Here is a 23670-nt window from a genome sequence, read left to right as displayed (position 1 = left end):
GCAGGTCCTCGCCTCTTTCCTTTATGACTTTAAGTCTCGCCGTTCCACCCTACTACAAACCCTTTGGTGGCCTTAGGGCGGCATTCCACAATTCGGCATATGGTCCGCCGTTTTGTAGTAGGTTGTTATGCTCACCAATTTCGACGATTCGGCCGTGATCCATCACCACGATTGTGTCGGCCCGGGCAGCGGTGCGCAGCCGGTGCGCGACGATGAGCGCGGTGCGGTTGCGAGTCACGCGATTGATTGCCTTGACGATCTGAACTTCCTCCTCGTCGCTGATGTTGGCCGTCGCCTCGTCCAACAACATGATGGTCGGCCGAATGTATTCCGCCCTTGCTAGCGCGATCATGTGTTTTTGCCCGGCGGAGAGCGTGCTCGTTCCGGGGGAGATGCGGGCGCTCAGCCCACCGGGGATCGTCTGCAGAATTCTCTCGCCGCCGATTCGCTTGACCGCCGCCTGCACCTCCGCCAGGTTGGTGTGGTTTGCGTCGTCTGCGCCGTAAGCGATGTTCTCGGCCACGGTTCCGGCAAATAGATGCGGTTCCTGCGGCACGGTGCCGATACAGCGCCGCCAGCCGCGCACGTCGAAGGTTCGGATGTCCGTTCCATCCGCCCGCACGGTTCCCTCCGTAGGGTCCATGAATCGGTTTACTATCCGCAGGAGAGTGCTCTTGCCAGCGCCCGTTGCGCCGACCACCGCCGTGGTGCCGCGGAAGGTGTGGTCGATGTCTAAGGTTGGCTCGCCGGCTTCACTGTGTTCGCCGTGTTTATTGTTGCCGTATTTATATATGACGCCCTCACACCGAATCGCCGGGCCTTTCACAAAGGTCGGTACTTCTGCGTTGCCTGGTGAGGTGATGGCCGGGCGTTCGTTAAGCAGTTCGCAGATTCGGGAGACGCTCACGCTGGCTTGCTGGAACTGATCGAACACCTGGGAGAGTTGTTGGATCGGGCCGAAGAGCATCGTCAGGTAGAGGCTGAATGCGACCAGCGCGCCCTCGGTGGTCTGGCCACTGGCAATGAGGGCTCCGCCGGTGCTGAGTATCGCGGCCTGCGCGAGCTGGGTGAGCAGGTTAATGCCGGGGAAGTACAGACTCACCGCCGTTTGAGAGTGGGTGCGCAGGCGAAGGTATTCGCGGGATTCGTTTTCCAGGCGGGTCTGCAGTGCCGCACCGTAGCCGAAGGCCTGGCCAGTGGGCAGCCCCATGAGGGCTTCCTGGAACGTTGAATTGACCTGGCTGATCTGACTCCTGGCGCGGGTATAGAGGCGGCGGGAAATTATGCGGAACACCACCGTCGCCACCACGATCACCGGTAGGAACAGCGCGACTATTCCGGCCAGGGTCAGGTCAGTGCTAATAAGCATTCCGAGGATGCCAAGAGCCAGGGTGGCCGACACGATCGTTTGGGAAAGTCCGGACTGCAGGAAGTTGGAAAGCGAGTCGATGTCGGTCGTAAGGCGGGTCATGATCCTGCCGCTCGACTGGCGGTGGGACCACAGAAGATCCATTCCGGTGATGTGTCGGAAAAGCCGATTGCGCAGTGTAAAAATCAGCCGTTCGCCGGTCAGCGTGGTGAGCACGGTGTTGGCCACCTGCGCGCCCCAGGAAAGCACGACCACCAGCAAGGCAGCTGCGCAGGTGATCCACAGTGCGCCCATGTCGTTGTCCGCGACTCCGCCGTCGATGGCGTGGCGAATAAAGGTGGGTAGGGCGATGTCTGCGGCGGAGGAGAGAAACAGCGTGACGACCACCGCTGCGATGAGCCCAGGAACCATGGCAAACAAGGTGCGAAGGCGGAAGCTCCCGCCGTCGTCAAGATCCGCGATTCGAGGTTCCACGGATGGATACGTCGCGGGATCGGCTGCGTCTTCGTAGTCGGCCGGTAAATCCGCATCGGGGGCGCTGTCGAAGGCTTTGGAGGTTTCGGCTGCGACTGGGGCTGAATCAGCCGCAATTGTCTGCAGAGCTGCAGGCAGGGAAATCGTCTGGTCAGGATCGCGGAAGCCGCCGTCCGCGCGGTGGCTGATGTAAATCACCGTGGGGCGGGAGACCGCGGTGCGGAGGTTAGCCAGGATTTGGGCCTCGGTGGCTTGGTCGATGGCCGAGGTGGCGTCGTCGAAGATTATCGTGTGCGGGGCTCGTAACAGCACGCGCGCGATGGCGATGCGCTGGCGTTGCCCACCGGAGAGCGTGATGCCCCGCTCGCCGACGACGGCATCCAACCCGCCCGCTTCGCGGATGAAGCGATCGGCACAGGCCAGCCGGGCGGCTTCCCAGACCTCCGCGTCCGTGGCTGAATAGCCGAGCAGAATGTTCTCCCGGATCGTCCCGGAGTAGAGGAATGCTTCGTCCATTACTAGCGCTGGCCGGTCGGAGTCTTGCACTTCCAGCAGCGGAACCGGCCTGTTGTCGGTGGCATTTACCACCTGGATGTCCGCCGCATCCTGGGTGTTCAAACCAGCCAAGGCGTGCGCTAGACGGGTCTTTCCTGAAGCCACCGGGCCCTCTACGATCGTTGTGCTTGACGGTGAGATTCTCAGTCGAATCGGGGGTTGCCCCGGGGCGATCGGCACGCTGCCTACAAAACCCATGGGGTCGCGCACAGGAGTGGTGCCGGTGGGGCGCGGCGGGGCGTCAATAATCTCGAAAATACGATCCGCACACGGCTCGGTAACGTGCACATTGACCAGCATCCCCGCAGCCATGCGAGTAAGCCGGGCAAGCATGGTGATGAACGTGGAGACCGCCAGGAAGTCACCAACGCTGATCGCCCCGCGCATGGCCAGCCAACCGCCCAGTGCAAACGCCGCCACCAGCGCCACGTTCGGCAGGGCGGAAAGAGCGGGCTGGAAGACGGCGCTGAGCTTGCCCACGCGCATGTTGATGCCGTACTGCCGGGCGGATTCGAGCCGGTAGCGGCCAATCTCGCGCGGCTCCTGGGCGAAGCTCTTCATCACCTGCACACCGGAAACAGTGCGTTCAACCTGCTCCGCGACCACCGCCGCCTGGCGCTGCGAAGCTAGGGACGGGCCGTAAAGTTTCGTACTTGAGGCATAAGCCACGGCGAAGAGAAGTGGGATCTGCACCGCGACAATCCCGGCGATGGGCGGGGAGATCCACAGCACCACGGCGAAGATCAGCACGAGCTCGAGCATGCTGGAAGCCATCAGCGGGAGCATCGCGACCATGCCCTGCACCTTCGTCAGATCCGTGATGGTGCGTGAAATCACCTGGCCGGTGCCGAAAGACCGCGCTGCGTTCTCGTCGACCGCCTGGATCGCCGCAAACATTCGAGTGCGCAGACTGTGCTGAGTGCGCACGCTAAACGTGCCAGAGAGGAAACGCCGCAACGCCTGCGTAACGAAACGCGCACAGGCAACCGCCACCAGTAACCCAATCGCGCGCGTGCTGCCATCCACGGAAGAGCCCGCGAGCAGTGGCAACAGCAGCTCAATGGTGGGTAAGAGTACGGAGAAAACCACCACGGCGGCGAATAACCACCGGTGGCGACGGGCGGATTCTCGGATGACTCTGAACACGCCGATGATTCTAACGCGGGGGTCGGACACCCCTGGCGAGTTAGAAGATCTCGTCGGCCTCGCGGATGAAGACATGCACGTTGTCGACCATGCGCTCTGCGATCTTCCGGTTGGCCTTCGCGCCCAGGTAAGCGCCGACGCCGAACGGCAGAACCTTCTTAAACATTGCTCCGCCGAAACTCTTGCGTACCTGGCGGAATGCGAAGCGCCCCAGGATGTTGTTGGCCTGCTTTAGCTCGACAGAGCCGGCTTTGCGCAGCTTGCGCGCGCCGCGCAGCCGGTTGGCGGCCTGCAGCGAGCTGAAGGTTCGATCCTCGGCCAGCGCCTGCACCAGCTCCTTGGCCGTAGCCCCGGAGATCGCCAGGTACACCACCGCGCGGCGAGTTTCCTCCTTGGAGATGTCGATGCCATTCAACTCGGCGGACGCTAGGGCGTAGAGCGCACAAACCTCAATGAGCAACGCGGATTCCGCCGCGATTCCCGCCAAGGAGAGCAGCGTACCCACGCCTGGGACTGCGGCCACGCCGCCGGTACCCGCGCCGGAGCCCGTGGCCAGGTTCTTAAAGTGTGTGTCTAGAACTTCCTGTCGGCGCTGAGGCGTGGCGTCACCATGCTTCTTCTCGATCTTCGTCACATAGGACCGGATGAGCGGCTCCTGGATAGAGACCGTGCGGTCGATTGCCGCGAAGAAGCGGCGAGCGATCGGGCCGGAAGGGTAGGGCGCACGCTGAGCCTGCTGGATGAGCTCAGAGGTAGCGGTGGCCTCGTCACGCGGTTGATCGGACTTGCCGAAATTGAGAATTCCCATGGGCATCAACAGTAGGCCAAAACCGAGCCGACGGTACGGAAGGCGCTCGCCCGACCGCGGGCGGGCGTTAGAGCTTAGGATGGTGAAATGATGAATCAGGACGGCGTGCGGGTAGAGACCACGGGAGGGGTCGTCCGAGGTTTTCGGATGGACGGCGTGCGAACGTGGCGCGGCATTCCATTCGGCTCCGCGGAACGCTGGAAAGCCCCACGTCCGGTGCGCTGGCAAGGGGAGTGGTCGGCGGAAGAGTACGGGAACGTCGCACCTCAGACCTCCTACAACTGGAAAGACGAAGTCATCGGCGACGAGGACTGCCTGAACCTGGATATTGTCCGGCCAGATACGGATGCCACACTGCCAGTTGTGGTGTTCCTGCACGGTGGCGGATTCTTCGCCGGGGCTTCCCACACCGCAGTGCTGCGCGGCCATAACTTCGCCAAAGAATTGGACGTGGTTTATGTCGCTCTGAACTTCCGGCTCGGTGCGCTGGGGTATGTGGACATGAGCTCCCTGGATGTCCCCGACGCCGCCGGGTGCGAACCTAACTCCGCGACCCGCGACCAGCTCCTGGCGCTGGAGTGGGTGCGGAAGAACATCGCGGGCTTCGGAGGCGACCCGGACAATGTGGTTTTGATGGGCGAATCCGCGGGCGGGACCTCCGCCGCCGCGCTGATGACCATTCCCGCCGCACGGGGACTATTCCACCGGGTGATTCTGCAGTCCGCGCCCGTAATGAGCGTGCACACCAACGCCCAGTCGAACCTCTGGGCGCGCAAGCTGACGCAGTATTCCGGACTGGTTCCGCGCACGACCTCCATCGCCGAGCTACGCGCTTTGCCCTTCGCCGACGTGGTGCGCGCCGGGCAGCAGATGCTGTGGCGGGGCGGCGGGCTGCGGGAGATGAATATGGCCTTCGGCATCGCCATCGACGGGGAACTCCTCTCCGACCACCCTTTGGGAATCTTCGAACGCGCCGAGCATCAGCGGATCCCCCTGCTCATCGGCACTAACAACGACGAGCTATCGGCTGCGCAGATGCTGTTCTTCTCTAAGTCGGCACGGATAAGGGCAGCTCGGACGATGTTGCGCGCGCACGATCCGGTGCTCGCCGAGCAGATTGAGAGCGCCTATGGGGACATTGGGCGCCGCGGGATCTTCGCGCAGATGCTCGCCGACGCCGTGTTCTGGGCGCAGTCGATCCGGCTCGCCGAGCTGCACCAGGCGGCCGGGGCGCCCGTCTGGATGTATCGCTTCGACTATGCCCCCGCGATGTTGCGGCGGCTCGGGGTGGGTGCGATGCACTCGATGGAGCTGTCTGCCCTTTTCGGTGACGCCAAGTCCTCGAAAGCCAGTTTCGTCCTGGGAGGGGAGATGGCTGTGGTCTCCGAGCACATGCAACGTGCCTGGAAGAGGTTTATCTGGAGTGCGGACCCGGGCTGGGAGCCTTATACATTGGAAAACCGGGCGACGCAGGTGTTCGAGAGGGAAATGAGGCTGGAAGAAGACCCGCGCGCGGAGTTTCGCCGGGTGTGGGAGAAGTTCGACATGCGGGGTTGGGAAGGGGACGAGAGCTCCGTGGCGATGCCGAGGCCGGGGCGCTAGTTCGGTCGTGTGGGCGGCCGACACGGCAGCGGCACAGTGGGTGAGGAGGGGAGAGGCACCCGATTGGTTTTGCGTGGAGACGTGTTGTCCAGGATCGGGTTACTATGGTGCCCAAGTCTCGGAATGCACGTTCGCTTCGGACTGAAACACCTCATATAGCACTAGGAAATACTAGGGAGACGTTGGCTGTGGGTTTCTACGAGGACATTGCTCAGGCGCTGGATACTGAGGGTATTGAGTCACGAGTAAACGATGACATGCTGTTCGTACCGATTGCCGCGGAGCTGGAGATTCATTTCCAGCAGATCGAGCAGACGAGCACTACGGCAGGCATCAACTCGGCGAATGTGTTCATGGCCAAGGGGGAGCTCGACGAGGTTGCAGGCATTGAAGAGTTTGAGGACACCCTGGTCGGAGTGGTGTTCTCCGTCGAGGCCGCCGTCGCTGTGGTGGCACAGTACATTGCGACTGACCAGTGCATTACTGTGTTGCACGACCTGCTGGAAGGCACCGATGATCGCATCTCTGACCTGGAGTTTGAGCAAGATCTGATTGAGCCGATGCTGGTACGCGCAGAGGTGGGGAATGGCTCCCTCATCACGGTGATGCTGGGTTCCGGTACTGATGAGCCCGAAGCGACCGTGACCTTTGTGACCTTCGGCGAGGAGTACGACGAGCTGGTGGCACAGGCTGAGGCCGAGCTGGATAGCGACGAGACCCTAAGCGACTTCGAGCGCGAAGTGATGTATCAGAATGTCCTGGAAGATGCCGCCGAGATGACCCAGGAGGTTTTGGAGCTGGGTACCTTCACGGACTTCGATCAGCTCTTTGACGCCCTGGCGGTTGCACAGGTGCAGGCTACCGAGTGGGAAGAGCTGTTGGTCCCGTTGGAGGACGAGTTCGACTACTACGACGACGAGTTTGAAGACGACGAGTTTGACGACGAGGACGAGGTCGCAGCAGAGGACGAGGACTAGCTCACGCGGCGCGTGGAGCCGGCGCCTTGCCAGCCTGCAGATCCTCCTGCGTCATCAGCGCATGCCACGTCAGGCTGACTTGAGCCTGGTGGTTGCGATCTCGGAACTCCTGCGGATCCTCCCGCACAGTCCACGCTTGGCCAAGGATTAACTCCAGCAGGCGGGCGGACTCGTTGCGCATCCACTGCGGACACTCCGCCGACACCGTGACCAGGAACAGATCCTGCTCCTTGGGTGCCTGCTGCCCACTGAGTCTGCGCCACAGCAGTGGGGTCATGCGCCGCCGTGAGACGTGCACCATTGCGGTGGAATCGCCGGCCGCTACAGCGAAGCGGGGCGCCTGCCAGCCAGGGGTAATGCGTATCAGGCTGCGCGGGTGGCGCAACATGGCGCGGGCCTCGGCTGCCGCGCGGTGGGGCTCGCTCAAAGCGAAACTTCGAGTAGATGGGCGCTGGATAGATGAGCGGGGGATCGGCGTGCGCCGGGCGGTGATGCGGGACTTCATGATGGCTCACTTCCTTACTTGTGTTGATCAGTTGCGCTGGCCATCCGCTGTGGAGGCTCGCCAGCAGTGGTCTGCGTTCAGGGATGCAGAGTAGGCAACGGGGTGGACACAGGTGGCGTCACTAAGAAAAAGAATAGAACACACAATCGAATAAGGGGAGGTGTTGCGAGCGACCGACGACATTAGCCGGTGCGATAGCATGGGCGCAGCAGGTGCGCGAGCGCAGGCAGAAACAGCAGGCGAGAAAAGACAGGTGAGGGAGCAGCGACATGGCGGATAACGTAGCCAACGTGGCCATCGTAGGGGGCGGGCTCGCCGGACTCGCCGCAGCGCGAACCCTGCACAAAAGTGGCGTGAAATGCATCGTTTTTGAAGCCAGCGACAGCCTGGGCGGGCGCGTGCGTAGCGAAAAGATTGACGGCGTGACCGTCGACCACGGGCTGCAGACCTTCAACTCGTGGTACCCAGCGGTGAAGGAAATCCTGCAGCCAGGGGAGTACGCCGCGCTGGGGATCCGCTACTTCCAGCCCGCAATCCAAACGCTTACGGACGACGGGTTGGCGCTGATCTGCGACCCGATCCGTGCCCCACACCTGATTCCCAAGCTCATGCGCTCAAAGGCGCGCAGCGCTCTATCCTTCCGGGACCTTCTAGCCCTACGGCGCTGGCTAAAGTCCGAGCTATCCCACCGCTCCAGCCTGGAGCTGCGCAGCATCAAGCAGAAATACATCGACGAGGACGTGAAGACCTGCGAATCGCTGGACCAGCGAGGCGTACACCGACGCACCCGCACCGTGGCCATCGATCCGTTGTTGTGCGCATTCTTGTTCGATGCCGAAAACGAGTCTTCCGCGATTTTCGCCAAGTGGATGGTCGCCACGATGCTGCGCGGCAACCTGGCTGTGCTGGAAAACGGGATGGGCGAACTATCGGCAGCGCTCGCGCGCGTGCCTGGGTCCGAATTCCGGATGAACTCGCCGGTAACAGCCCTGGAGGAGGAGGGCGACGGGGTACGAGTGACGGTCAACGAGGCAGAAACCGAATACTTCTCGCACGTCATCGTAGCCGTCGATCCGCGGCGGGAATCCGAGCTACTGGGCTCGCCAGAAGTGCCCACTACCAGCGTTTCTTCCTGGTGGTTTATCTCGGACGAGCCGGTTATGGAGGAGGGGTTGCTGACCGTGGACGGCACTCGCAGCACCCCCATTACATCTGCCACGGAAGTTACCGCCGCCGCCCCTAGCTATGCGCCGGGCAAGCACCTGGTGGCCGCCAACCACGTGCACCCGCGTGGTTCTAACCCAGCTGACGGGCCGTCGGTGGCTGAGGCGCAGCGCGGTTTGGGGTCGCTGTTCGGCGTAAATTCTTCCGGTTGGGAGCTGGTTAAGGAGCAGAAGTTTATTGACGCCATCCCGCTCATCCTCCCGCAAAGCCTGCAGCGCATTGGCAAGGAAATAGGGGAGCGGGAACTCCAAGGCGGTCGCATCGCCCTAGCCGGTGCCCAGCACGCAACGCCGAGCATCGATGGCGTGCTCCGCAGCGGGCAGCGGGCGGCAAATTACGTGATCGCCCAGCTTGAGCTTTAACCTGAGCTGCAGCTGGGGTTACGGTCCGCTAAACCCTGGAGTATTTTCCGGGGTATTTTCGTGAATCGCTTTATCGGTCAAGGCAGCGTAGGCTTGGACAACGATGAGTGATACTGAAAACGTCACCGGCGACGTGAACCAGCCGGTTAATGACGAGTCGGTATCTCAGAATGAACTGCAGGGTGGCATCACGGAGAATTCTTCCCGGGATTCTGCCGTCGAAAAGCGCGAGCCACAAGATGTGACTAATGAGGCAGTGGAGTCTGAGAACGCCGAAGCGAAAGTTCCAGAAAACGACAATAAGCAAAGCGAAAAACAGGGCGAAGAGCAGCAGCCCTCTTTCGATGGGCTGGGATTGCCCGAAAACGTACTAGCTGCAGTCAAGAAGGTCGGCTTCGAAGTACCTTCCCCAATCCAGGCAGAAACCATTCCGGTGCTGATGGAAGGCCACGACGTGGTCGGCCTCGCACAGACCGGTACCGGTAAGACGGCCGCATTTGCGTTGCCGATTCTGTCGCGTATTGACGTGTCGAAGCGTCACCCCCAAGCCCTCGTATTGGCACCGACGCGCGAGCTTGCGCTGCAGGTTGCCGAGAGCTTCCAATCTTTCTCCGAGCACCTAGGCGGCATCCACGTGCTGCCGATCTACGGCGGCCAGGCCTACGGCGTGCAGCTGTCCGGCCTGCGCCGAGGTGCCCACATTGTGGTTGGTACGCCCGGCCGCGTGATCGACCACCTGGAGAAGGGCAGCCTGGATATTTCCGAGCTGCGCTTCATGGTTCTCGACGAGGCCGACGAGATGCTGAACATGGGCTTCCAGGAGGATGTCGAGCGCATCCTGGAAGATACCCCCAGCGAGAAGCAGGTTGCCCTGTTCTCCGCGACGATGCCCTCCGGCATTCGCCGTCTGTCGAAGCAGTACCTGAACGATCCGCGCGAGATTACGGTGAAGGCCACCCAGCGGACCAGCGAGAACATTGAACAGGATTACCTGCTGGTCAGCCACCGCGACAAGCTGGACGCGCTGACTCGCATCCTCGAAGTTACCGAGTTCGAGGCCATGATCATGTTCGTGCGCACGAAGAACGAGACCGAGGAGCTGGCGGAGCGCCTGCGTGCCCGCGGTTTCAACGCGGCCGCCATCAATGGCGATATTCCCCAGAACTTGCGTGAGCGCACCGTGGATCAGCTGAAGGATGGTCGCCTAGACATCCTCGTGGCCACCGACGTTGCCGCCCGTGGCCTGGATGTCGACCGCATCACCCACGTGTTCAACTACGACATTCCGCACGATACCGAGTCCTATGTGCACCGCATTGGCCGCACGGGCCGCGCAGGTCGTAAGGGGCGCGCCATTTTGTTTGTGACGCCCCGTGAGCGCCGCCTGCTGAAGGCCATCGAAAGGGCAACCAAGTCTCAGCTGAACGAGATTGAGCTGCCGACGGTGGACGCGGTGAACGAGGCTCGCAAGGAGAAGTTCCGCGACAGCCTGACGGAATCCCTGGCGGACCCGCAGATCGGTATCTTCCGCGACCTGGTGAAGGAGTACGCGGAGTCCAACGAAGTCGAGCTGGCGGATATTGCGGCAGCTCTAGCCGCCCAGCTGCAGGCCGGCGAGGACTTCCTGATGAAGGAGAAGCCGAAGGAGGAGCGCCCGCGCCGCCGCGATCGCTATGGCGACGATAACCGCAGCGGTGGCGGAGCATACAAGCCCTTCGACGAGCGTTTCAATAAGGAAGCTCCGCGCATCACGGATCGCAACGGCAAGGAGCTGGCGGTGTACCGCCTGTCGGTGGGGCACCGTCAGCGCGTGCGCCCGGGTGCCATCGTCGGTGCCCTGGCCAACGAGGGTGGCATGAACTCCCGCGACTTCGGTCGTATCAGCATCTTCGCGGAGCATTCCCTGGTGGAGCTGCCGGCGGATCTGCCGATGGAGGTTTTCCACGCGCTGGATCAGACCCGCGTGTCTGGCCAGCTGATCAACATTGAGCCGGATCCGGGTGCGCCGGCTGGTCGCCCGGGCAGCCACAAGCGCCAGCACCGCAACGACCGCGGGGATCGTGGTGGACGTGGCGGACGCGGCGGTCACGGTGGCCGTGGCGGACGCAACCGCCGGGATGATCGTGGAGATTGGAACGACCGTGGTGGCCGCGGCGGACGCGGTTTCAAGTCAGACCGCGGGCACCGTGGAGGTCGCCGCTAGCGGCCACGCCTACGCTAGGCCACGCCGCGTACTACGCCGACGCACATGAAAACGCACCCCGGGCCCGGAGTGCGTTTTTCGTGTACCCGCGGCCTTATCCGCGGGTTCTAATTAAAGCTTTAAAAGCTGAAGGGGCTTAGACGAACATCAGGATCGCCGTGACCAGCCACAGCAGGTTGAAGATACCTGCGAACATTGCCGCCTGGCTCGGAATCTTGGAAACGTCGGCGTCCGCGGCCTTGGCAGCCTCTGCCTCGGAAGCCGGAGCGTCACCGGCCTCGACAGCGTTCAGTGCAACCAGACCCTGGCGCTGACGGGGGATAACCAGAGCAATCAGAACACCCCAAGCAGCGATGGCCAGCAGCAGGGCGAAGTGCAGCGCGGTGTTCTTCATTGCGCCGTCCACGACGAAGAATGCGATGAGACCCAGTACCGGTACCAGCAGGGAAATGAAGCCATAAGAGCGGGTAATGCGGTGTACCAGTCGCAGGGCGCCTACAGCTGCCGGGTCACCGGACTGTGCCTTGCGGAACTGGGGAGCGTACATGGAAGAAGCGATAGCAACGGGGCCGATCAACAGGATCGCCGTCAGAACGTGAAGCGCAACAATAAAAGTAGACATGTCCTCTATCCTCACAGATGAACAGGGGCTTTGTCACCTTTAAAAGTCGCGCGCCCTATAGGTCGCAGGCTTCCCGAGCCGCCTGTGCATCCGCTGCCGAAAGCGCCAATCCATAGTCGCCGACTACCCGCACGAAGCGCGCGCAGTAGCCACAGCGCTCCACCGGGGGCAGCCATTCGCTCAGGGTGGCATCGGACTTCTCCCGGTTCACCTCGGATGCCGTCACCAGCAGATTTCGCTGCATGTCGTTTGCAAACGCCCGCCGCTGCGCTTTCGGCCACGCATAAGCTCCCAGGTCCCACGCGGCCGCCAGCGGGACGATGTGGTCTATGTCCACCCCGTGGCGGTCCATGGGGTGGTGTGTATAGGGATCGACGCCCCTTCGTTCCCCCGCCGCTCCGTCTCCATCGTCGTTGGCGCACCCACCGGCCGAACCTCCGAAGGTCTGGACCAGTAGTAAGTCCCGAGTATCGCACACGCCACGGTCGGTGACCTGCATTGCCCACCCGTCGCCGAAGCGGGCGCGGGAGTACCCCAGCACCCGTGGTCGGGCGGGGATCTGGCGAATGCGATGCAGGTACTCCCTAACCGTTTGCTGATCCTGCTGTTGGTGACGATGTGGCGTCGCCACCCAAGAAACAACACAGACCACAACAACCAGGAACAGGCAATAGAACGTGAAGGGCTGAGACAGGAAAAAGCGCCGCATGCAGTCTTAGACTGCAGCGGCGCTAGAAAGGTTCGCTCAAGATAGCGGTTGCGCTACTTGGCGGTAACCTCTGCGGCTTCCTCGAAGTCGATGTCCTTCTTGATGGCCACCTTGGAGAGCTTGGCTGCCTCGTCGAAGGTATCGGTAACCTCCTTGGATGGAGCCTTGGTCATCAGGGTAACGGCGACCATGACGATGACGTTCAGGGCCACGCCCGGGATCATCTCGTACAGTTCGAACGGCTTGTCCATAACACCGAACTGCGGCAGGCCACCCCAAATGAAGGCGACGATGGCGCCGGTGACCAGACCAGCGGCGGCTCCCGGAGCGTTGAGGCGGCGCCAGTACAGCGAAGCCAGGATGACCGGGCCGAAGGAAGCGCCGAAGCCCGCCCAGGCGAACTCGACCAGACCCAGGATGCCGGACTCCGGGTTCAGAGCAATCACACCGGCGAAGACAGCGACAACCAGCACAGAGATACGGGAGAGGTTCTTGAGGGACTGATCGGATGCGTTCTTGTTGATCAGGCCGTTGTAGATGTCCTCAATCAGCGCGGAGGAGACAACCAGCAGCTGAGAAGAAATGGTGGACATGATCGCCGCCAGGACTGCGGTCAGGATCAGACCAGCGATCAGCGGGTGGAACAGGATGCGGCCCATGTCCAGGAAGATTGTCTCGAAGTTCTCCTGGTCAGTGATGGCGATGGACGGATCCATACCGAAGAATGCCGGGCCGATGATGGCGACCATGACGGTGCCGACCAGGCATAGGAACATCCAGCCCACGCCGTAACGCATACCTGCACGAGCATCGGACGGGCTGCGCAGCGCCATGAAGCGCACGATGATGTGCGGCTGGCCGAAGTAGCCCAGTCCCCATGCCAAGTTGGAGATGATGGTGACGAAGGAGACGCCGGTAAACAGGGAGAACCAGTCCGGGTTCGGCTCAATGGTCTCGAGGCCGTAAGCGTTTTCCAGTTGGTAGGTCCAGATAGCACCCGGATCATCCATGTGCAGCAGTGCCATGACCGGCACTAGCAGCAGGGAGACGAACATGATGCAGCCCTGGACGGTGTCGGTGAAGGAGACGGCCAGGAAGCCACCGATGAAGGTGTAGCCCACGGTAACGGCGGCGATGATGATCATGCCAGTCAGGTAGTCACCTTCGAAGGTGGACTCGAAGTAGCGGCCACCGGCGACCATGCCGGAGGAAACGTAGAAGGTGAAGAACACCAGAATGATGATGCCGGCGGCGATACGCAGGAAGTGGCTGCGATCATTGAAGCGATTCTCCAAGAAGGAGGGGATCGTGATGGAGTTGTTCGCCACCTCGGTGTAGGAGCGCAGGCGCGGTGCGGTAACGATCCAGTTCACTGCGGCACCGATCAGCAGGCCGATGGCCATCCACATCTCGGAGAAGCCGAGCATGTAGAGCGCGCCCGGTAGCCCCATGAGGAGCCAGCCGGACATGTCCGACGCGCCGGCTGACAATGCGGCGACGAAGGGGTGCAGGTTACGTCCGCCGAGCATGTAATCCTCATACTCGTCGGTCTGGTTGAAACTATAAAGTCCAATCAGCAGCATGATGATCAGATAGATCACCATGGCTATGACAAACCATGTTTGGTCAGCCACAAACATCATCTCCTCAAGTTGAATGTATAAGTTCTATACGTCAGCTTTCGGGCTCTCGGTGCTCCGAAGTACAGAAGGCGCGCGCATGTGTGACGCGCACAACTCGGTATCCACGTTAGCGAAGACGTTCACGTTGCGAAGGGTGTCCGGGGTACGTGGTAGAACTTCCAGCATGGGATTCACGCATCAGATGCACGTTGTTGCACCCACGTCGGGCGGGCTGTGGTTGTGGGTAGAGCGTGTCGAGGGGCACGGAGTGGTGCTTGATATCGACGAGCTGGAAATTGGCGATCTACCTGCGGTTTGTATGGGTATTTTGGGGTCGCGCCCGTGGCGAAATAGGGGTGGGATCTGGCTGTCCACCCCACGGGGAAGGGTTAAGGAATTACCGGTACCTGCGGTGGCTTTAACACCCGAAGAATCCGTTGAGCTCATGGGGCCATTATGCGAGTATGCGAATAAAAGTATCGATACTGGAGCTACTGATAAGCGTGGGCTGATTGACGGGCTAGGTCCGGAGCTTAAATTCCTTATGAATTTATGCGCTTTTGTTGAGGAATCTGTGCGGGCCGGGCGCGTGATGGTGCGGATGGAGCGTGTGGATGATCAGTGGTTCCCGCGCTGGACCCTTGCGCCAGCAGGCGACCACATGCGTGTGCTGCAGCAGTTCCGCGAGCGGGTGCCCGGAGTACTGACGCGCAACGGTGGCGCAGACGTTGTGGATCGCATGGCCGACGAGTTTGCGCACTGGATTGCGGTGACTCACCTGCGCCGTGAACTGAGCGATTTCACCTCGGATTTTGTGCGGGCTCTGGCGACGGGAACGGCGACCCGGCGAGGTGGGGCCAGCACCGTGGCAAGCCTCAGCCAGTGGCGGCGCGAAGCTGAAGCCCAGGCGGGGCAGCTGGTGTTCTTGTTGTCCACGCCCTCCGAGGTAGAAGAAGACGGTACCGAACCAACTTGGTGGCTGCAGATTGCCTATTCCCAGAACGGCGGGCCCTTCGAGCCCCTGAACCCCGCCGCAATGAACGAAGAGCTGAGGGAGCAGGTCATCCGCAGTCTCTACAAGGTGGAGGACGTGTGGCAAGAGTTCAATCCGCACGTGCGAAGCCTGCTGGCGTGGGTAAATATCGGCGCGAATCAGCGGGAGCGGGAATGGTGGCGTCCAGAAGAACTGCCGAGCGCACAGCCAACCCTGGGCACGAGCCTGGACATCACCGAGCTCGCGAGTTTCCTAGAACACGGGGCGGAGGCGCTGCGTGAAGCCGGATTTGGCGTGATGATTCCGCGCGGGTGGGGCAAGGTGCGCCCGCGGGTAAAGGCTAAGGCCACCCCGGTAGGGCAGGGGCCGGGCTCGGGCAAGCTGGGCATGGATCAGCTGATGAACTTCTCCTGGGAGGTCAGTCTGGGCGGCGGCACAGCAGGGGCTAACGGTGCCGATGGTGCCGACGGAACCGGCGAGGAGCTGGACGAGGCCACCCGCCAGGAGCTGTTGAACGCTGCCGAATCGATCGTGCGCATCAACGGCGAGTACGTCTACCTGGATCAGGAAGCCCTGTCGACCGCCCGCAAGTGGTTCGCGGAAGTGACTAAGGAGCAGGACAAGCCGCTGGGGGAAGCCACCGTGAGCGTGCGCGACATCCTGGAAGCCGACCTGTTGAGCGCCAGCGAAACGGTGGATACAGACCACGAATTCCGCGTGGTGGCCGACGGCTGGGTGGAACGATTGCTCGATGGCGAGGCACAGGTGGAACCGCCGGAGCCGGTAGAAGTTCCTGCGGCGGTGCAGACCACTCTGCGCGAACACCAGCGCCGCGGTGTGAGCTGGCTGGCCTGGATGCATCGTCACCGTATCGGCGCGATCCTGGCCGACGATATGGGTCTGGGCAAGACCCTGCAGGTGCTCGCTCTATTGGCCTGGGAACGCGAGGCCGACGACTGCACAGGCCCCACCCTGGTGGTTGCGCCCACCACCGTCGTGGAAGCCTGGCGGGCCGAAGCCGCGCTGCACGTGCCGAGCTTGGAGGTCTTGGTTGATCACGGTTCGGGATTGCTCACTGATGAGGAGTTTGGTGACGCCACGTCCCAGGGGCTGGAGGGTAAGCAAAAGAAGCCGGATCTGGTGGTGACAACCTACGGGCGTGTGGTCAGAAATACTGAGCGCTACCAGCAAGTTCAGTGGGGCCGAGTGGTGGCCGACGAGGCGCAGGCCATCAAAAACCCGGCGACGAAGCAGTCCCGCGCGGTGCGCTCGCTGAATGCAGAGACACACATTGCGCTGACGGGCACACCGGTGGAAAACCGGCTGAGCGACCTGTACGCGATCATGGATTTTGCGAACCCCGGAATCTTCGGCTCCGCCGCAGCCTTCCAGAACCGACTGGCCATCCCCATTGAGCGCTACGGGGACGAGGAGGCGAAGCGGCGGCTGCGCGGGCTGGTGCAGCCCTTTATCATGCGCCGATTGAAGGACGATGTGGCGATTGGTCTTGACTTGCCGGAGAAGCAGGACATCGTGGAGCGCGTGCCATTGTCCAGGGAGCAGGCGGCGCTGTACGAGTCCTTTATTAAGGACATGGAGATGCGCCTGCAGCTACCCGGCGGCAAGCGGCGGGCCAACATCCTGGGGGCGCTGGTGAAGATCAAGCAGATCTGCAACCACCCGGCACACTTCGCGGGCGACGGCTCCGGAATTTTGGCCGATGGCAAGCACCGTTCGGCCAAGATCGAACGCATCTTCGAGATCACCGGCCAGGCACTGAAGCAGGGCAAGAAGGTGCTGATGTTCACGCAGTTCCCAACGTTCGGCAAGATGCTGGCGCCGGAGTTGCAGAGCACCTTTGGCGTAGAGGTTCCCGTGCTGCACGGCGGGCTGTCACGCGCGAAGCGCACGCAGATGGTCCGCGATTTCCAGAGCGCCGATGGGCCGCCGATCATGATCCTCTCGGTACGAGCGGGCGGCACCGGTATCACCCTGACCGAAGCCTCAGTGGTGATCCACATCGACCGCTGGTGGAACCCGGCAGTGGAAGACCAGGCCACGGACCGGGCCTATCGGATCGGTCAAAACAAGTCCGTGGAGGTTTATAAGCTGGTGGTACAGGGCACCATCGACGAAAGAATCCACGACATCATCATGAGTAAGCGCGAGTTGGCGGGAGACATCGTCGGCGCGGGCGAAGGGTGGATCGCCAACCTCGACGATGACGAGCTGAGCGAGCTGCTGCAGCTGCGCGAATCCACCCAGTTGGAGGAAAACGATGGTTAGCAAACAGCCGAGGAAGCGCACGCGCACGGACGCGACCTGGGGCGACAATGTGGTGCTCGCCGATTTTGGAGCTAAGCGACGCCAAGAGATGGGCCGCCTGCGGGATCAGCACGGCACCCACATCCGCGGAGAGGATAGCTGGGCCAGCTCGCAACTGATGGAGGCTATTTCCAGATCCACAGACTCCGGCAGGCTGGCGCGCGGCCGCGAATACTTCCGCGGTGGCAAAGTGCTGAGCGTTGAGTTCGCGGAGAATGTGGTTGCAGGGCTGATCCACGGCTCACAGCTGGAGCCTTTCGAAACGTCCATTCACCTGCGGAGGCTCACGGACCGCCAGCGGGACTTCGTGTACCACGAGATGCTCTCCGACAGCTCGCATATCCGCTCCCTTTTAAGCGGCGGCGCGCCGGGCATGGACGTCGCCTCGGTGCTGATGCATCCCGGGCACGTCAACCGTGTGTACTGCAGCTGCCCGGATAAGTCAGCGGTCTGTAAACACGTGGTGGCGCTGACCTACTCTGCGGCGGAGAAGCTGGATAGGGATGCCAGCATTCTGCTGAAATGGCGGGGGCTTAACGCACAGGAGCTGCTGCGCCCAGTTCAGGGCTGGGGCGGCGGGAGTGTGGGGGCGTCACCAATTAGGCAACAGCAGGCACCAGACAACGCAGAGAAGCAGGCCGACCAGCCGGAGCAGGTGGATTCGGCCGAATTCTGGGGGACGTCGGCGGAACCTGTGCAATGGGAGCCGCTGCAGTGGGAATCGGGTATGGAACAGGGCGATCAAAAGGCTCTGAAAGAGGCCATGCGGTCGGTGACTTGGCATGCTGTTGATCAGCTGAAGGCCATGCATGAGCTGGAGGTTTGCTATGAGACCCTGGAGGCTGCCGAACCTTTGTTCTATTATGAAGCTGGCTTGTCCAGAGGGGCTGATAGAACTACAGGCGAGACAAATAGCGAAACAGACGGCAGCGCTAGCGATAACGGCAACACTGACAACAACGGGTAGGGGTAAGACATGGCACAACCTACGGCAATTACATCGGCGTACCGGGTGCGGATCTTGCACACGTCGGATTGGCAATTGGGGATGAAGCGCCGCTTCTTGAGCAGCGAGGCGCAGTCGCGTTTTGATGAATCGCGGTTGACGGCGGTCGAGGCGCTGTTGGACCTCGCGGAGGAAAGACAGTGTGACGCCATCGTGGTGGCCGGTGACGTTTTCGACGACAACCTGCTGAAACCAGAAATCTACGGGCGTGCGATGGACGTTCTGAAGGGGTCGACGGTGCCGGTGTTCCTGCTGCCCGGGAACCACGACCCGCTGGACGCGGCCAGTGTGTACCACAGGGAGGAGTTCACCGACCTGGCGAATGTTTATGTGCTCAGGGATTCGGCTCCAGTGGCGGTGCCGAACTCCGGTGGCGCGGGCGCGGCTGGTGTTCCTCTCGAGATTGTGGGTGCCCCGCTGCGGGGGAAGAACGCGGACGAGGATTTGGTGGCAGCTGCGCTGAGAGATTTGGAGCCGGTGCAGGGCGCGGGTGTTCGGGTGCTGGTCGGCCACGGAGCAGTGGGATCCTTCGGCGAAAAGGATGACCTAGACCGCATCGACGTGGACAACGCAGCCCGGGCGTGTCGCGAGCGGAAGGTGGACTACGTAGCGCTGGGTGACACGCACTCGACAATGCCACTGGACGCGGGCGCATCGCGGGCGCGGGTGTGGTACTCAGGCGCGCAGGAGGTTACGGCCTTCGTTGAGCAAGACGGAGGCGGCGAAGCGAACTCCGGAAACGTGCTGGTAGTGGACATCGCGGTGGATCCAGCGCGACCAGCACAGCAGGCGGACGTCCAGGTAGAGGAGGTTCCGGTCGGGCGCTGGGCATTCAAGGCGTTGAACGCGACAGTGAACTCGGCGGCGGATATCGACGAGTTTCTGGAGCGGCTGGAGGGCATCGAGGCAAAGCGCACCACCGTGGTTAAGTACGCGCTGGAGGGAACGCTGTCCGTCCACGATGCCGCTTACCTGGACGAGCGGGTCACGAAGATCGCGCCGACTTTCGCTGCGCTGTACGAGCGCGAACGGCTAATGAAGCTGCATGTTATTCCCGACGAGGACGAACTTTCCGAAGGGCTGCTCAGCCAAGGCTTTATAGGCGAGGCAGTAGAGGATCTGCAGGAACTAGCGAACACTAAAAGCGAGGACGCACAACACAAGGAGCGGGCACAGTGGGCGCAGGATGCGCTGCGGCTACTCGTGCGCTTGGCACACCAGGCGGAGAAGGCTAACTAAGGGAGAGGGACGGCAAGCAAATGACATCTTCTACCAAGGCATCGCCAAAAGCCAGCTTCGTGCTGGAGAGTCTGGATGTGCAGAATTTCGCGGGCATCGAATCCGCGCACTTTGCCCCAAGCGCCACGGGCGTGACCGTCGTTCACGGCAGTAACGAGGCCGGAAAATCCAGCCTGATGAACGCCTTTGGCCTGCTGCTTTCGGATTGGAAGGTCTCGACGACCTCCAAGAAGGTCAGTGGCTTTTTCCCCGTGGACAGCGGCACCAAGCCGAAGATCACCGCCCGACTGCAACTGGGCGAGAACCTGGTGGAGTATACGAAGGACTTCGAGAAAAAGAAGGTGCTCCTAAATGTGCTGCGTCCCTCCGTGCACAACTACACCGGCGATCAGGCGATGGAGAAATTTAGCGAGCTGCTGAACGAGAGTATCGACTCCGCCCTGCGCGAGGCACTTTTCGTCAGCCAGGGGCAGCGCCTGGATGCCCTCGATTTCACTGCCATTCCCTCCCTGTCCTCGGCCCTGCGCACCGCTGGTGACGGCGCTGGTGATGGCGCTGCGGACGATTCTGCGAGCGATGCGGTGGGCGAGAGCGGCGAAACTAGTGACGTCACAGTGAGCGCCGCCGGTGGCATCGGCGAAGGCGACCAGGGAGCCGCCGAGCTGCTGGTCCGCCTGATCGACGACGAGGACAAGAAGCTGCGGGACCGCCGTGCCAACAGAAACTCCAAGGGAGAGCTGGCCTCCGCCGAAACTGAACTGACCCGTGCGGAGGAAGCCCTAGCGGCGGCCGAGCTTGAGTACAGCAATGCGCAGGCAGCGATCCGCGAAATCGAATCCAAGCAGGTTCAGCGCGCTGATGCCGAAGACGACCTCCCGGATGCGCAGCAAGAGTTCGACCAATGCGCCGAGCGGTTAGAAGCCGCGAAGAAGGTGGCAGAGACCTTAAGCACCCTGGAAAACGAGCTGGAGCTGAAGCAGGATCAGGTCGGACGATGGAAGGAGGCCTCCGAAGCGCGGGAGAAACAGAAGCAGGCGCAGAGGGAGCTAGAGCAGTCGCTCAAAACTGCGACGGAGGAGCTGCGTGGCGTCCAGAAACAGGCAGAGGAACAACAGGCCGAGCGGGACGAGGCGAAGAAAGCCTTCGACAATGCCCACGCCTCGTACGTGCGTGCGGAGAAGCGTGCCAAGCTGGCCACCGCGCTGAAGAACGCGGCGGAGGTCCAGGGACGGCTGGAGTCCGCGGCGGAGGAGCGGGATAGCGCGGTGAAGCTGGATGCGAAGGTCGCGGAGTTGGCGCAGAAGGTGGATCGCAACCCCGCCACGCCGAAGGCGGAGCAGCGAATCCGCGAGGCGATGACGGACCTGGACGCGCAGATAAAGATCCGCGACGCGGGTGCGACCGCCGTACACATCGCAGGGCCGGCCGGCGGCACCGTCGTGGACAACGGAGTGGAGAAAACTCTGGGGGAGAGCGGCCTGGAGAAGAAGGTCACCACCGAATGGACCGTTGGCCTGGGTGAATACGAGGTGCGCGTGACCCCGGCGCAGGATTCCAGCAACCTCGACCTCAACGTCGACGAAGCACTGCAGAACGTCAATGCGGAGCTATCGGCGGTCGGGCTCGAGCCCATTGCGCTCGAGGACCCTCGCGCGGAGATCCTGGAAGATTTCGGGCGTGCTGTGCGGGCGCGTAACGAGGATGAGGAAACCCTGCGCGACCAGCGTGCGAGCCTCAAGGCTGTACTCGGCAAGCGGACGCTATCCGACCTGAATGGCCAGGTTGAAAGCCTCACCGCTGAGGTGGAAAGGCTGCGGGAAACCTGTAGCGCCCTGCGTAGTGACGCCAACGTGGATGCCAGCGAAGACGTCGACGAAGCAGAGGTAGCTACTGCGCTGGACGCAGCCACCCTAGCCCGTGACAAGGCCAACGAAAAGCTGCTTTCCCTGCAGAACAGCGACGCGATCGAGCGGAAGATCCAGCACGAGGCGAAGGTGGACAACCTGCAGCAACAGCTGGATGCGGCGGCGAAGGATCTGGAAGCAGCCCGCGAGCGCTATTCCGACGAAGACCTAAACGCGAAGCACATCCAGGCAACGCAGGCCGTGGATGCGGCGCGCGAAAAGCTGGATTCCAAGCGCCGGGAAGTAGGCGAGCTCGGCGACGTGGCGGACGTTCAGGCGAGCTTTGAGGGTGCTCGGAGCCGGGTAAACATGCTGAACCAGCAGGTGCAGGAATGCCGCGTGGATATTGCAGCCCTGAACGCCAAACTCGGGCAGGCTCGCGGTTCCGCAGAAACCAAGGAGCAGGCAGAGGCGGAAGTAGAGCGTCTCAAGGGCGTGGTCGCTAGGCTGCGCAGGCAGGCGGATGCCGCGGAGCTGCTGCACCAGGTGGTTCAGGCGGCGCGTCGGCGGATGCAAGAGAAGTACTCCGAACCGTACCGGAAGGCTCTGAACAAGCTCTCCGGAATCGTTTTCGGTAGCGATGTCGACCTGGACGTAGATGAGAAGTTCCAGGTTTCGAGCCGCGCTATCGGCAACGTGCGGTTGGACAAGGAGCAGCTCTCCGGCGGTGCGCAGGAGCAGGTGGAGATTCTGCAGTTGCTTGCCATCGCCCGCCTGGTGGGCCATGACGGCAGCGGGGTGCCGATATTCCTGGACGACGTGCTGGGATTCAGCGATACCGACCGAGCCAAGAGCATGAACAAGGTGCTTGGCGCCTTGGGGCGGGATAATCAGATCATTGTGCTGACCTGCGACAAGGATAGGTTTTCCCGGATCCCGGGCGTGGACTTCCAGAGCATCGACAGCTTAAAGAAGGCGGGAGCTAGTTCCTAATAGTCGCTGTACTCGTCGTAGTCGTCGTAGTAGTCATACTGCGCGTCGTCATAACCGTCGAGGTATCCCTCGTAGTAAGAATCATCCGGCGCGGGTGCAGGCTCGGCCGGGCGGGCGGCCATCATCTTGTTGGCACACGTCGACGTCCACCCCGACGTTCCATCGGTAAAGAAAGTCGTGCCCGTCTCGTGCATCGAGGGATCCCCGCAAGAGGCGATCGTCTTATTCATCACGGATGGGTTCGCCTGCCCCGGCGCCTCAGTGTGGCCAATGACCACCTCGCCGGTGGCGTTCGTCTGCTGCGAACCGCCCGGGTTAGATGCCGGGGACTTAGCCTCTGAGTCCTTTGAGGGCAATAAGAATTTCTTTAAGAATACCCAGCGAGTGCCCCAAAGCGACGTTATTATCGCCACAGAAGAGAACACTTAGGAGTGCTCCCATGAAGTCCCACTCAAAGCCTCGCTCGCTACCAGTAAAGATCGATGCAGTAATCACCTCAGCCGCCCTGCTGGGGTCGTGCAGCCTCATTACTTCCGAAGATTCGGATCAGGCCGAAAACTCGGCACAGTCCGTGGCCGAAGGAATGCAGCGCGTCGAAGAAGGGCGAATCTCCCTCGAAGTTCCAGCAGATTGGGTAGAGACCGAGGACTTCAAACCAACGAAGAATGGTTTCACCACGTCTTGGTCTAACGCGGACAAAGAGGCCGATAAAGAGCCAACGGATGTGATCCGTCTGAGCTCTGACCAGGGGCAAGGGCCTACGGCAACCGCCACGATGGGGTACTTCGAAGTGAACGCCCAGTTTCGAACCACTCACGGAAGAGACTTCGAACTAGGCGAGTCCCGCGACCTGGATATCGAAAACGCCGACGAGGCCAAGCTGACTACCTGGACGACGAACGAAAAATCTGGCAAGACTCTGCACGGCGCGTGGGTGTTCGTCTCCGCAGGAAGCGGTGGAGCCGCTGGAGTTGAGATCTTGGCGCTCACCCTGTCCGAGGAAGAGATCGAGGCGATCATCGACTCGGTAGAGTTCGATCCGAGGAAATCGGAGGAATAAGAACACCCCGAGTGCCCCTGGCTTGAAAAGA

Annotated in this window: 16 protein-coding genes; 9 read left to right on the top strand and 7 right to left on the bottom strand. The window is 61.8% G+C overall.

Translation table 11 applies throughout. The annotated features are described in order from the left end of the window. Nucleotides 1–52: 52 nt before the first annotated feature. Together MHX66_RS10575 and MHX66_RS03760 are read right to left on the bottom strand one after the other, a co-directional pair. The gene (locus MHX66_RS10575) at nt 53–3544 is read right to left on the bottom strand and encodes an ABC transporter ATP-binding protein (protein ID WP_370646263.1); all 3492 of its coding nucleotides are present in this window, start codon (nt 3542–3544) and stop codon (nt 53–55) included. A gap of 40 nt (nt 3545–3584) precedes the next feature. Then, entirely contained in the window at nt 3585–4352 is a 768-nt protein-coding gene (locus MHX66_RS03760; protein WP_239200073.1) for a hypothetical protein, read from the bottom strand. Between the two features lie 87 nt (nt 4353–4439). On the opposite strand from MHX66_RS03760, the gene MHX66_RS03755 reads away from it, so the two are divergent. Then, nucleotides 4440–5954, top strand: a complete 1515-nt coding sequence (locus MHX66_RS03755; RefSeq protein WP_239200070.1) for a carboxylesterase/lipase family protein — start codon at nt 4440–4442, stop codon at nt 5952–5954. Between the two features lie 188 nt (nt 5955–6142). Beyond that, entirely contained in the window at nt 6143–6931 is a 789-nt protein-coding gene (locus tag MHX66_RS03750; RefSeq protein ID WP_239200343.1) for a hypothetical protein, read from the top strand. A gap of 1 nt (nt 6932) precedes the next feature. Here MHX66_RS03750 and MHX66_RS03745 read toward each other — a convergent pair whose 3' ends face one another. Further along, nucleotides 6933–7436 carry a hypothetical protein gene (locus MHX66_RS03745; RefSeq protein ID WP_239200067.1) on the bottom strand — a complete coding sequence of 168 codons (504 nt, stop codon included), beginning with the start codon at nt 7434–7436 and terminating at the stop codon, nt 6933–6935. A 269-nt stretch (nt 7437–7705) separates the two neighbouring features. Between MHX66_RS03745 and MHX66_RS03740 the strand changes: the two genes are divergently transcribed. Together MHX66_RS03740 and MHX66_RS03735 are read left to right on the top strand one after the other, a co-directional pair. Then, a complete protein-coding gene (locus tag MHX66_RS03740) occupies nt 7706–9022 on the top strand; it encodes an NAD(P)/FAD-dependent oxidoreductase (RefSeq protein WP_239200064.1) in 1317 nt (438 codons plus the stop codon). Between the two features lie 103 nt (nt 9023–9125). Continuing rightward, on the top strand, nt 9126–11225 hold the full coding sequence (locus tag MHX66_RS03735; RefSeq protein ID WP_239200062.1) for a DEAD/DEAH box helicase: 2100 nt from the start codon (nt 9126–9128) through the stop codon (nt 11223–11225). Between the two features lie 136 nt (nt 11226–11361). Here the strand turns inward: MHX66_RS03735 and MHX66_RS03730 are convergent, their stop codons facing one another. The 3 genes from MHX66_RS03730 to putP form a co-directional block, all read right to left on the bottom strand. After that, nucleotides 11362–11847, bottom strand: a complete 486-nt coding sequence (locus tag MHX66_RS03730; RefSeq protein ID WP_239200060.1) for a hypothetical protein — start codon at nt 11845–11847, stop codon at nt 11362–11364. A gap of 55 nt (nt 11848–11902) precedes the next feature. After that, the gene (locus MHX66_RS03725; protein WP_239200058.1) at nt 11903–12478 is read right to left on the bottom strand and encodes an HNH endonuclease family protein; all 576 of its coding nucleotides are present in this window, start codon (nt 12476–12478) and stop codon (nt 11903–11905) included. A 131-nt stretch (nt 12479–12609) separates the two neighbouring features. Then, a complete protein-coding gene (gene putP / locus MHX66_RS03720; protein ID WP_297668018.1) occupies nt 12610–14199 on the bottom strand; it encodes a sodium/proline symporter PutP in 1590 nt (529 codons plus the stop codon). Nucleotides 14200–14722: 523 nt separating this feature from the next. Here putP and MHX66_RS03715 point away from each other — a divergent pair. The 4 genes from MHX66_RS03715 to MHX66_RS03700 are packed head-to-tail and all read left to right on the top strand — an operon-like array spanning nt 14723 to nt 22579. Beyond that, entirely contained in the window at nt 14723–17458 is a 2736-nt protein-coding gene (locus MHX66_RS03715; RefSeq protein WP_239200054.1) for a DEAD/DEAH box helicase, read from the top strand. Beyond that, nucleotides 17451–18464 carry an SWIM zinc finger family protein gene (locus MHX66_RS03710; protein ID WP_239200052.1) on the top strand — a complete coding sequence of 338 codons (1014 nt, stop codon included), beginning with the start codon at nt 17451–17453 and terminating at the stop codon, nt 18462–18464. Before MHX66_RS03715 ends, MHX66_RS03710 begins: the two co-directional genes overlap by 8 nt. A gap of 9 nt (nt 18465–18473) precedes the next feature. Further along, the gene (locus MHX66_RS03705; RefSeq protein ID WP_239200050.1) at nt 18474–19742 is read left to right on the top strand and encodes an exonuclease SbcCD subunit D; all 1269 of its coding nucleotides are present in this window, start codon (nt 18474–18476) and stop codon (nt 19740–19742) included. Nucleotides 19743–19762: 20 nt separating this feature from the next. Beyond that, complete coding sequence (locus tag MHX66_RS03700) at nt 19763–22579, top strand: AAA family ATPase (RefSeq protein ID WP_239200048.1); 2817 nt, start codon at nt 19763–19765, stop codon at nt 22577–22579. Here MHX66_RS03700 and MHX66_RS03695 read toward each other — a convergent pair. Next, a complete protein-coding gene (locus tag MHX66_RS03695; protein ID WP_239200046.1) occupies nt 22576–22935 on the bottom strand; it encodes a hypothetical protein in 360 nt (119 codons plus the stop codon). The genes MHX66_RS03700 and MHX66_RS03695 overlap by 4 nt on opposite strands. An 83-nt stretch (nt 22936–23018) precedes the next feature. Between MHX66_RS03695 and MHX66_RS03690 the strand changes: the two genes are divergently transcribed. Next, nucleotides 23019–23639 carry a hypothetical protein gene (locus MHX66_RS03690; RefSeq protein ID WP_071057035.1) on the top strand — a complete coding sequence of 207 codons (621 nt, stop codon included), beginning with the start codon at nt 23019–23021 and terminating at the stop codon, nt 23637–23639. Nucleotides 23640–23670 lie beyond the last annotated feature (31 nt).

The organism is Corynebacterium sp. ACRPH (genome assembly GCF_022347285.1).
Lineage (GTDB): Bacteria > Actinomycetota > Actinomycetes > Mycobacteriales > Mycobacteriaceae > Corynebacterium.
The sequence above is the reverse complement of the archived record's forward strand: the minus strand, read 5'-3'. Positions and strand labels throughout refer to the sequence as shown.

Excerpts from the sequence above, each read along its gene's own strand:
- putP (WP_297668018.1), bottom strand. The coding sequence starts at position 14,199 with ATGATGTTTGTGGCTGACCAAACATGGTTTGTCATAGCCATGGTGATC.
- MHX66_RS03730 (WP_239200060.1), bottom strand. The coding sequence starts at position 11,847 with ATGTCTACTTTTATTGTTGCGCTTCACGTTCTGACGGCGATCCTGTTG.
- MHX66_RS03715 (WP_239200054.1), top strand. The coding sequence starts at position 14,723 with ATGAATTTATGCGCTTTTGTTGAGGAATCTGTGCGGGCCGGGCGCGTG.
- MHX66_RS03705 (WP_239200050.1), top strand. The coding sequence starts at position 18,474 with ATGGCACAACCTACGGCAATTACATCGGCGTACCGGGTGCGGATCTTG.
- MHX66_RS03700 (WP_239200048.1), top strand. The coding sequence starts at position 19,763 with ATGACATCTTCTACCAAGGCATCGCCAAAAGCCAGCTTCGTGCTGGAG.
- MHX66_RS03690 (WP_071057035.1), top strand. The coding sequence starts at position 23,019 with ATGAAGTCCCACTCAAAGCCTCGCTCGCTACCAGTAAAGATCGATGCA.
- MHX66_RS03735 (WP_239200062.1), top strand. The coding sequence starts at position 9,126 with ATGAGTGATACTGAAAACGTCACCGGCGACGTGAACCAGCCGGTTAAT.
- MHX66_RS03710 (WP_239200052.1), top strand. The coding sequence starts at position 17,451 with ATGGTTAGCAAACAGCCGAGGAAGCGCACGCGCACGGACGCGACCTGG.
- MHX66_RS03740 (WP_239200064.1), top strand. The coding sequence starts at position 7,706 with ATGGCGGATAACGTAGCCAACGTGGCCATCGTAGGGGGCGGGCTCGCC.
- MHX66_RS03745 (WP_239200067.1), bottom strand. The coding sequence starts at position 7,436 with ATGAAGTCCCGCATCACCGCCCGGCGCACGCCGATCCCCCGCTCATCT.
- MHX66_RS03760 (WP_239200073.1), bottom strand. The coding sequence starts at position 4,352 with ATGGGAATTCTCAATTTCGGCAAGTCCGATCAACCGCGTGACGAGGCC.
- MHX66_RS03755 (WP_239200070.1), top strand. The coding sequence starts at position 4,440 with ATGATGAATCAGGACGGCGTGCGGGTAGAGACCACGGGAGGGGTCGTC.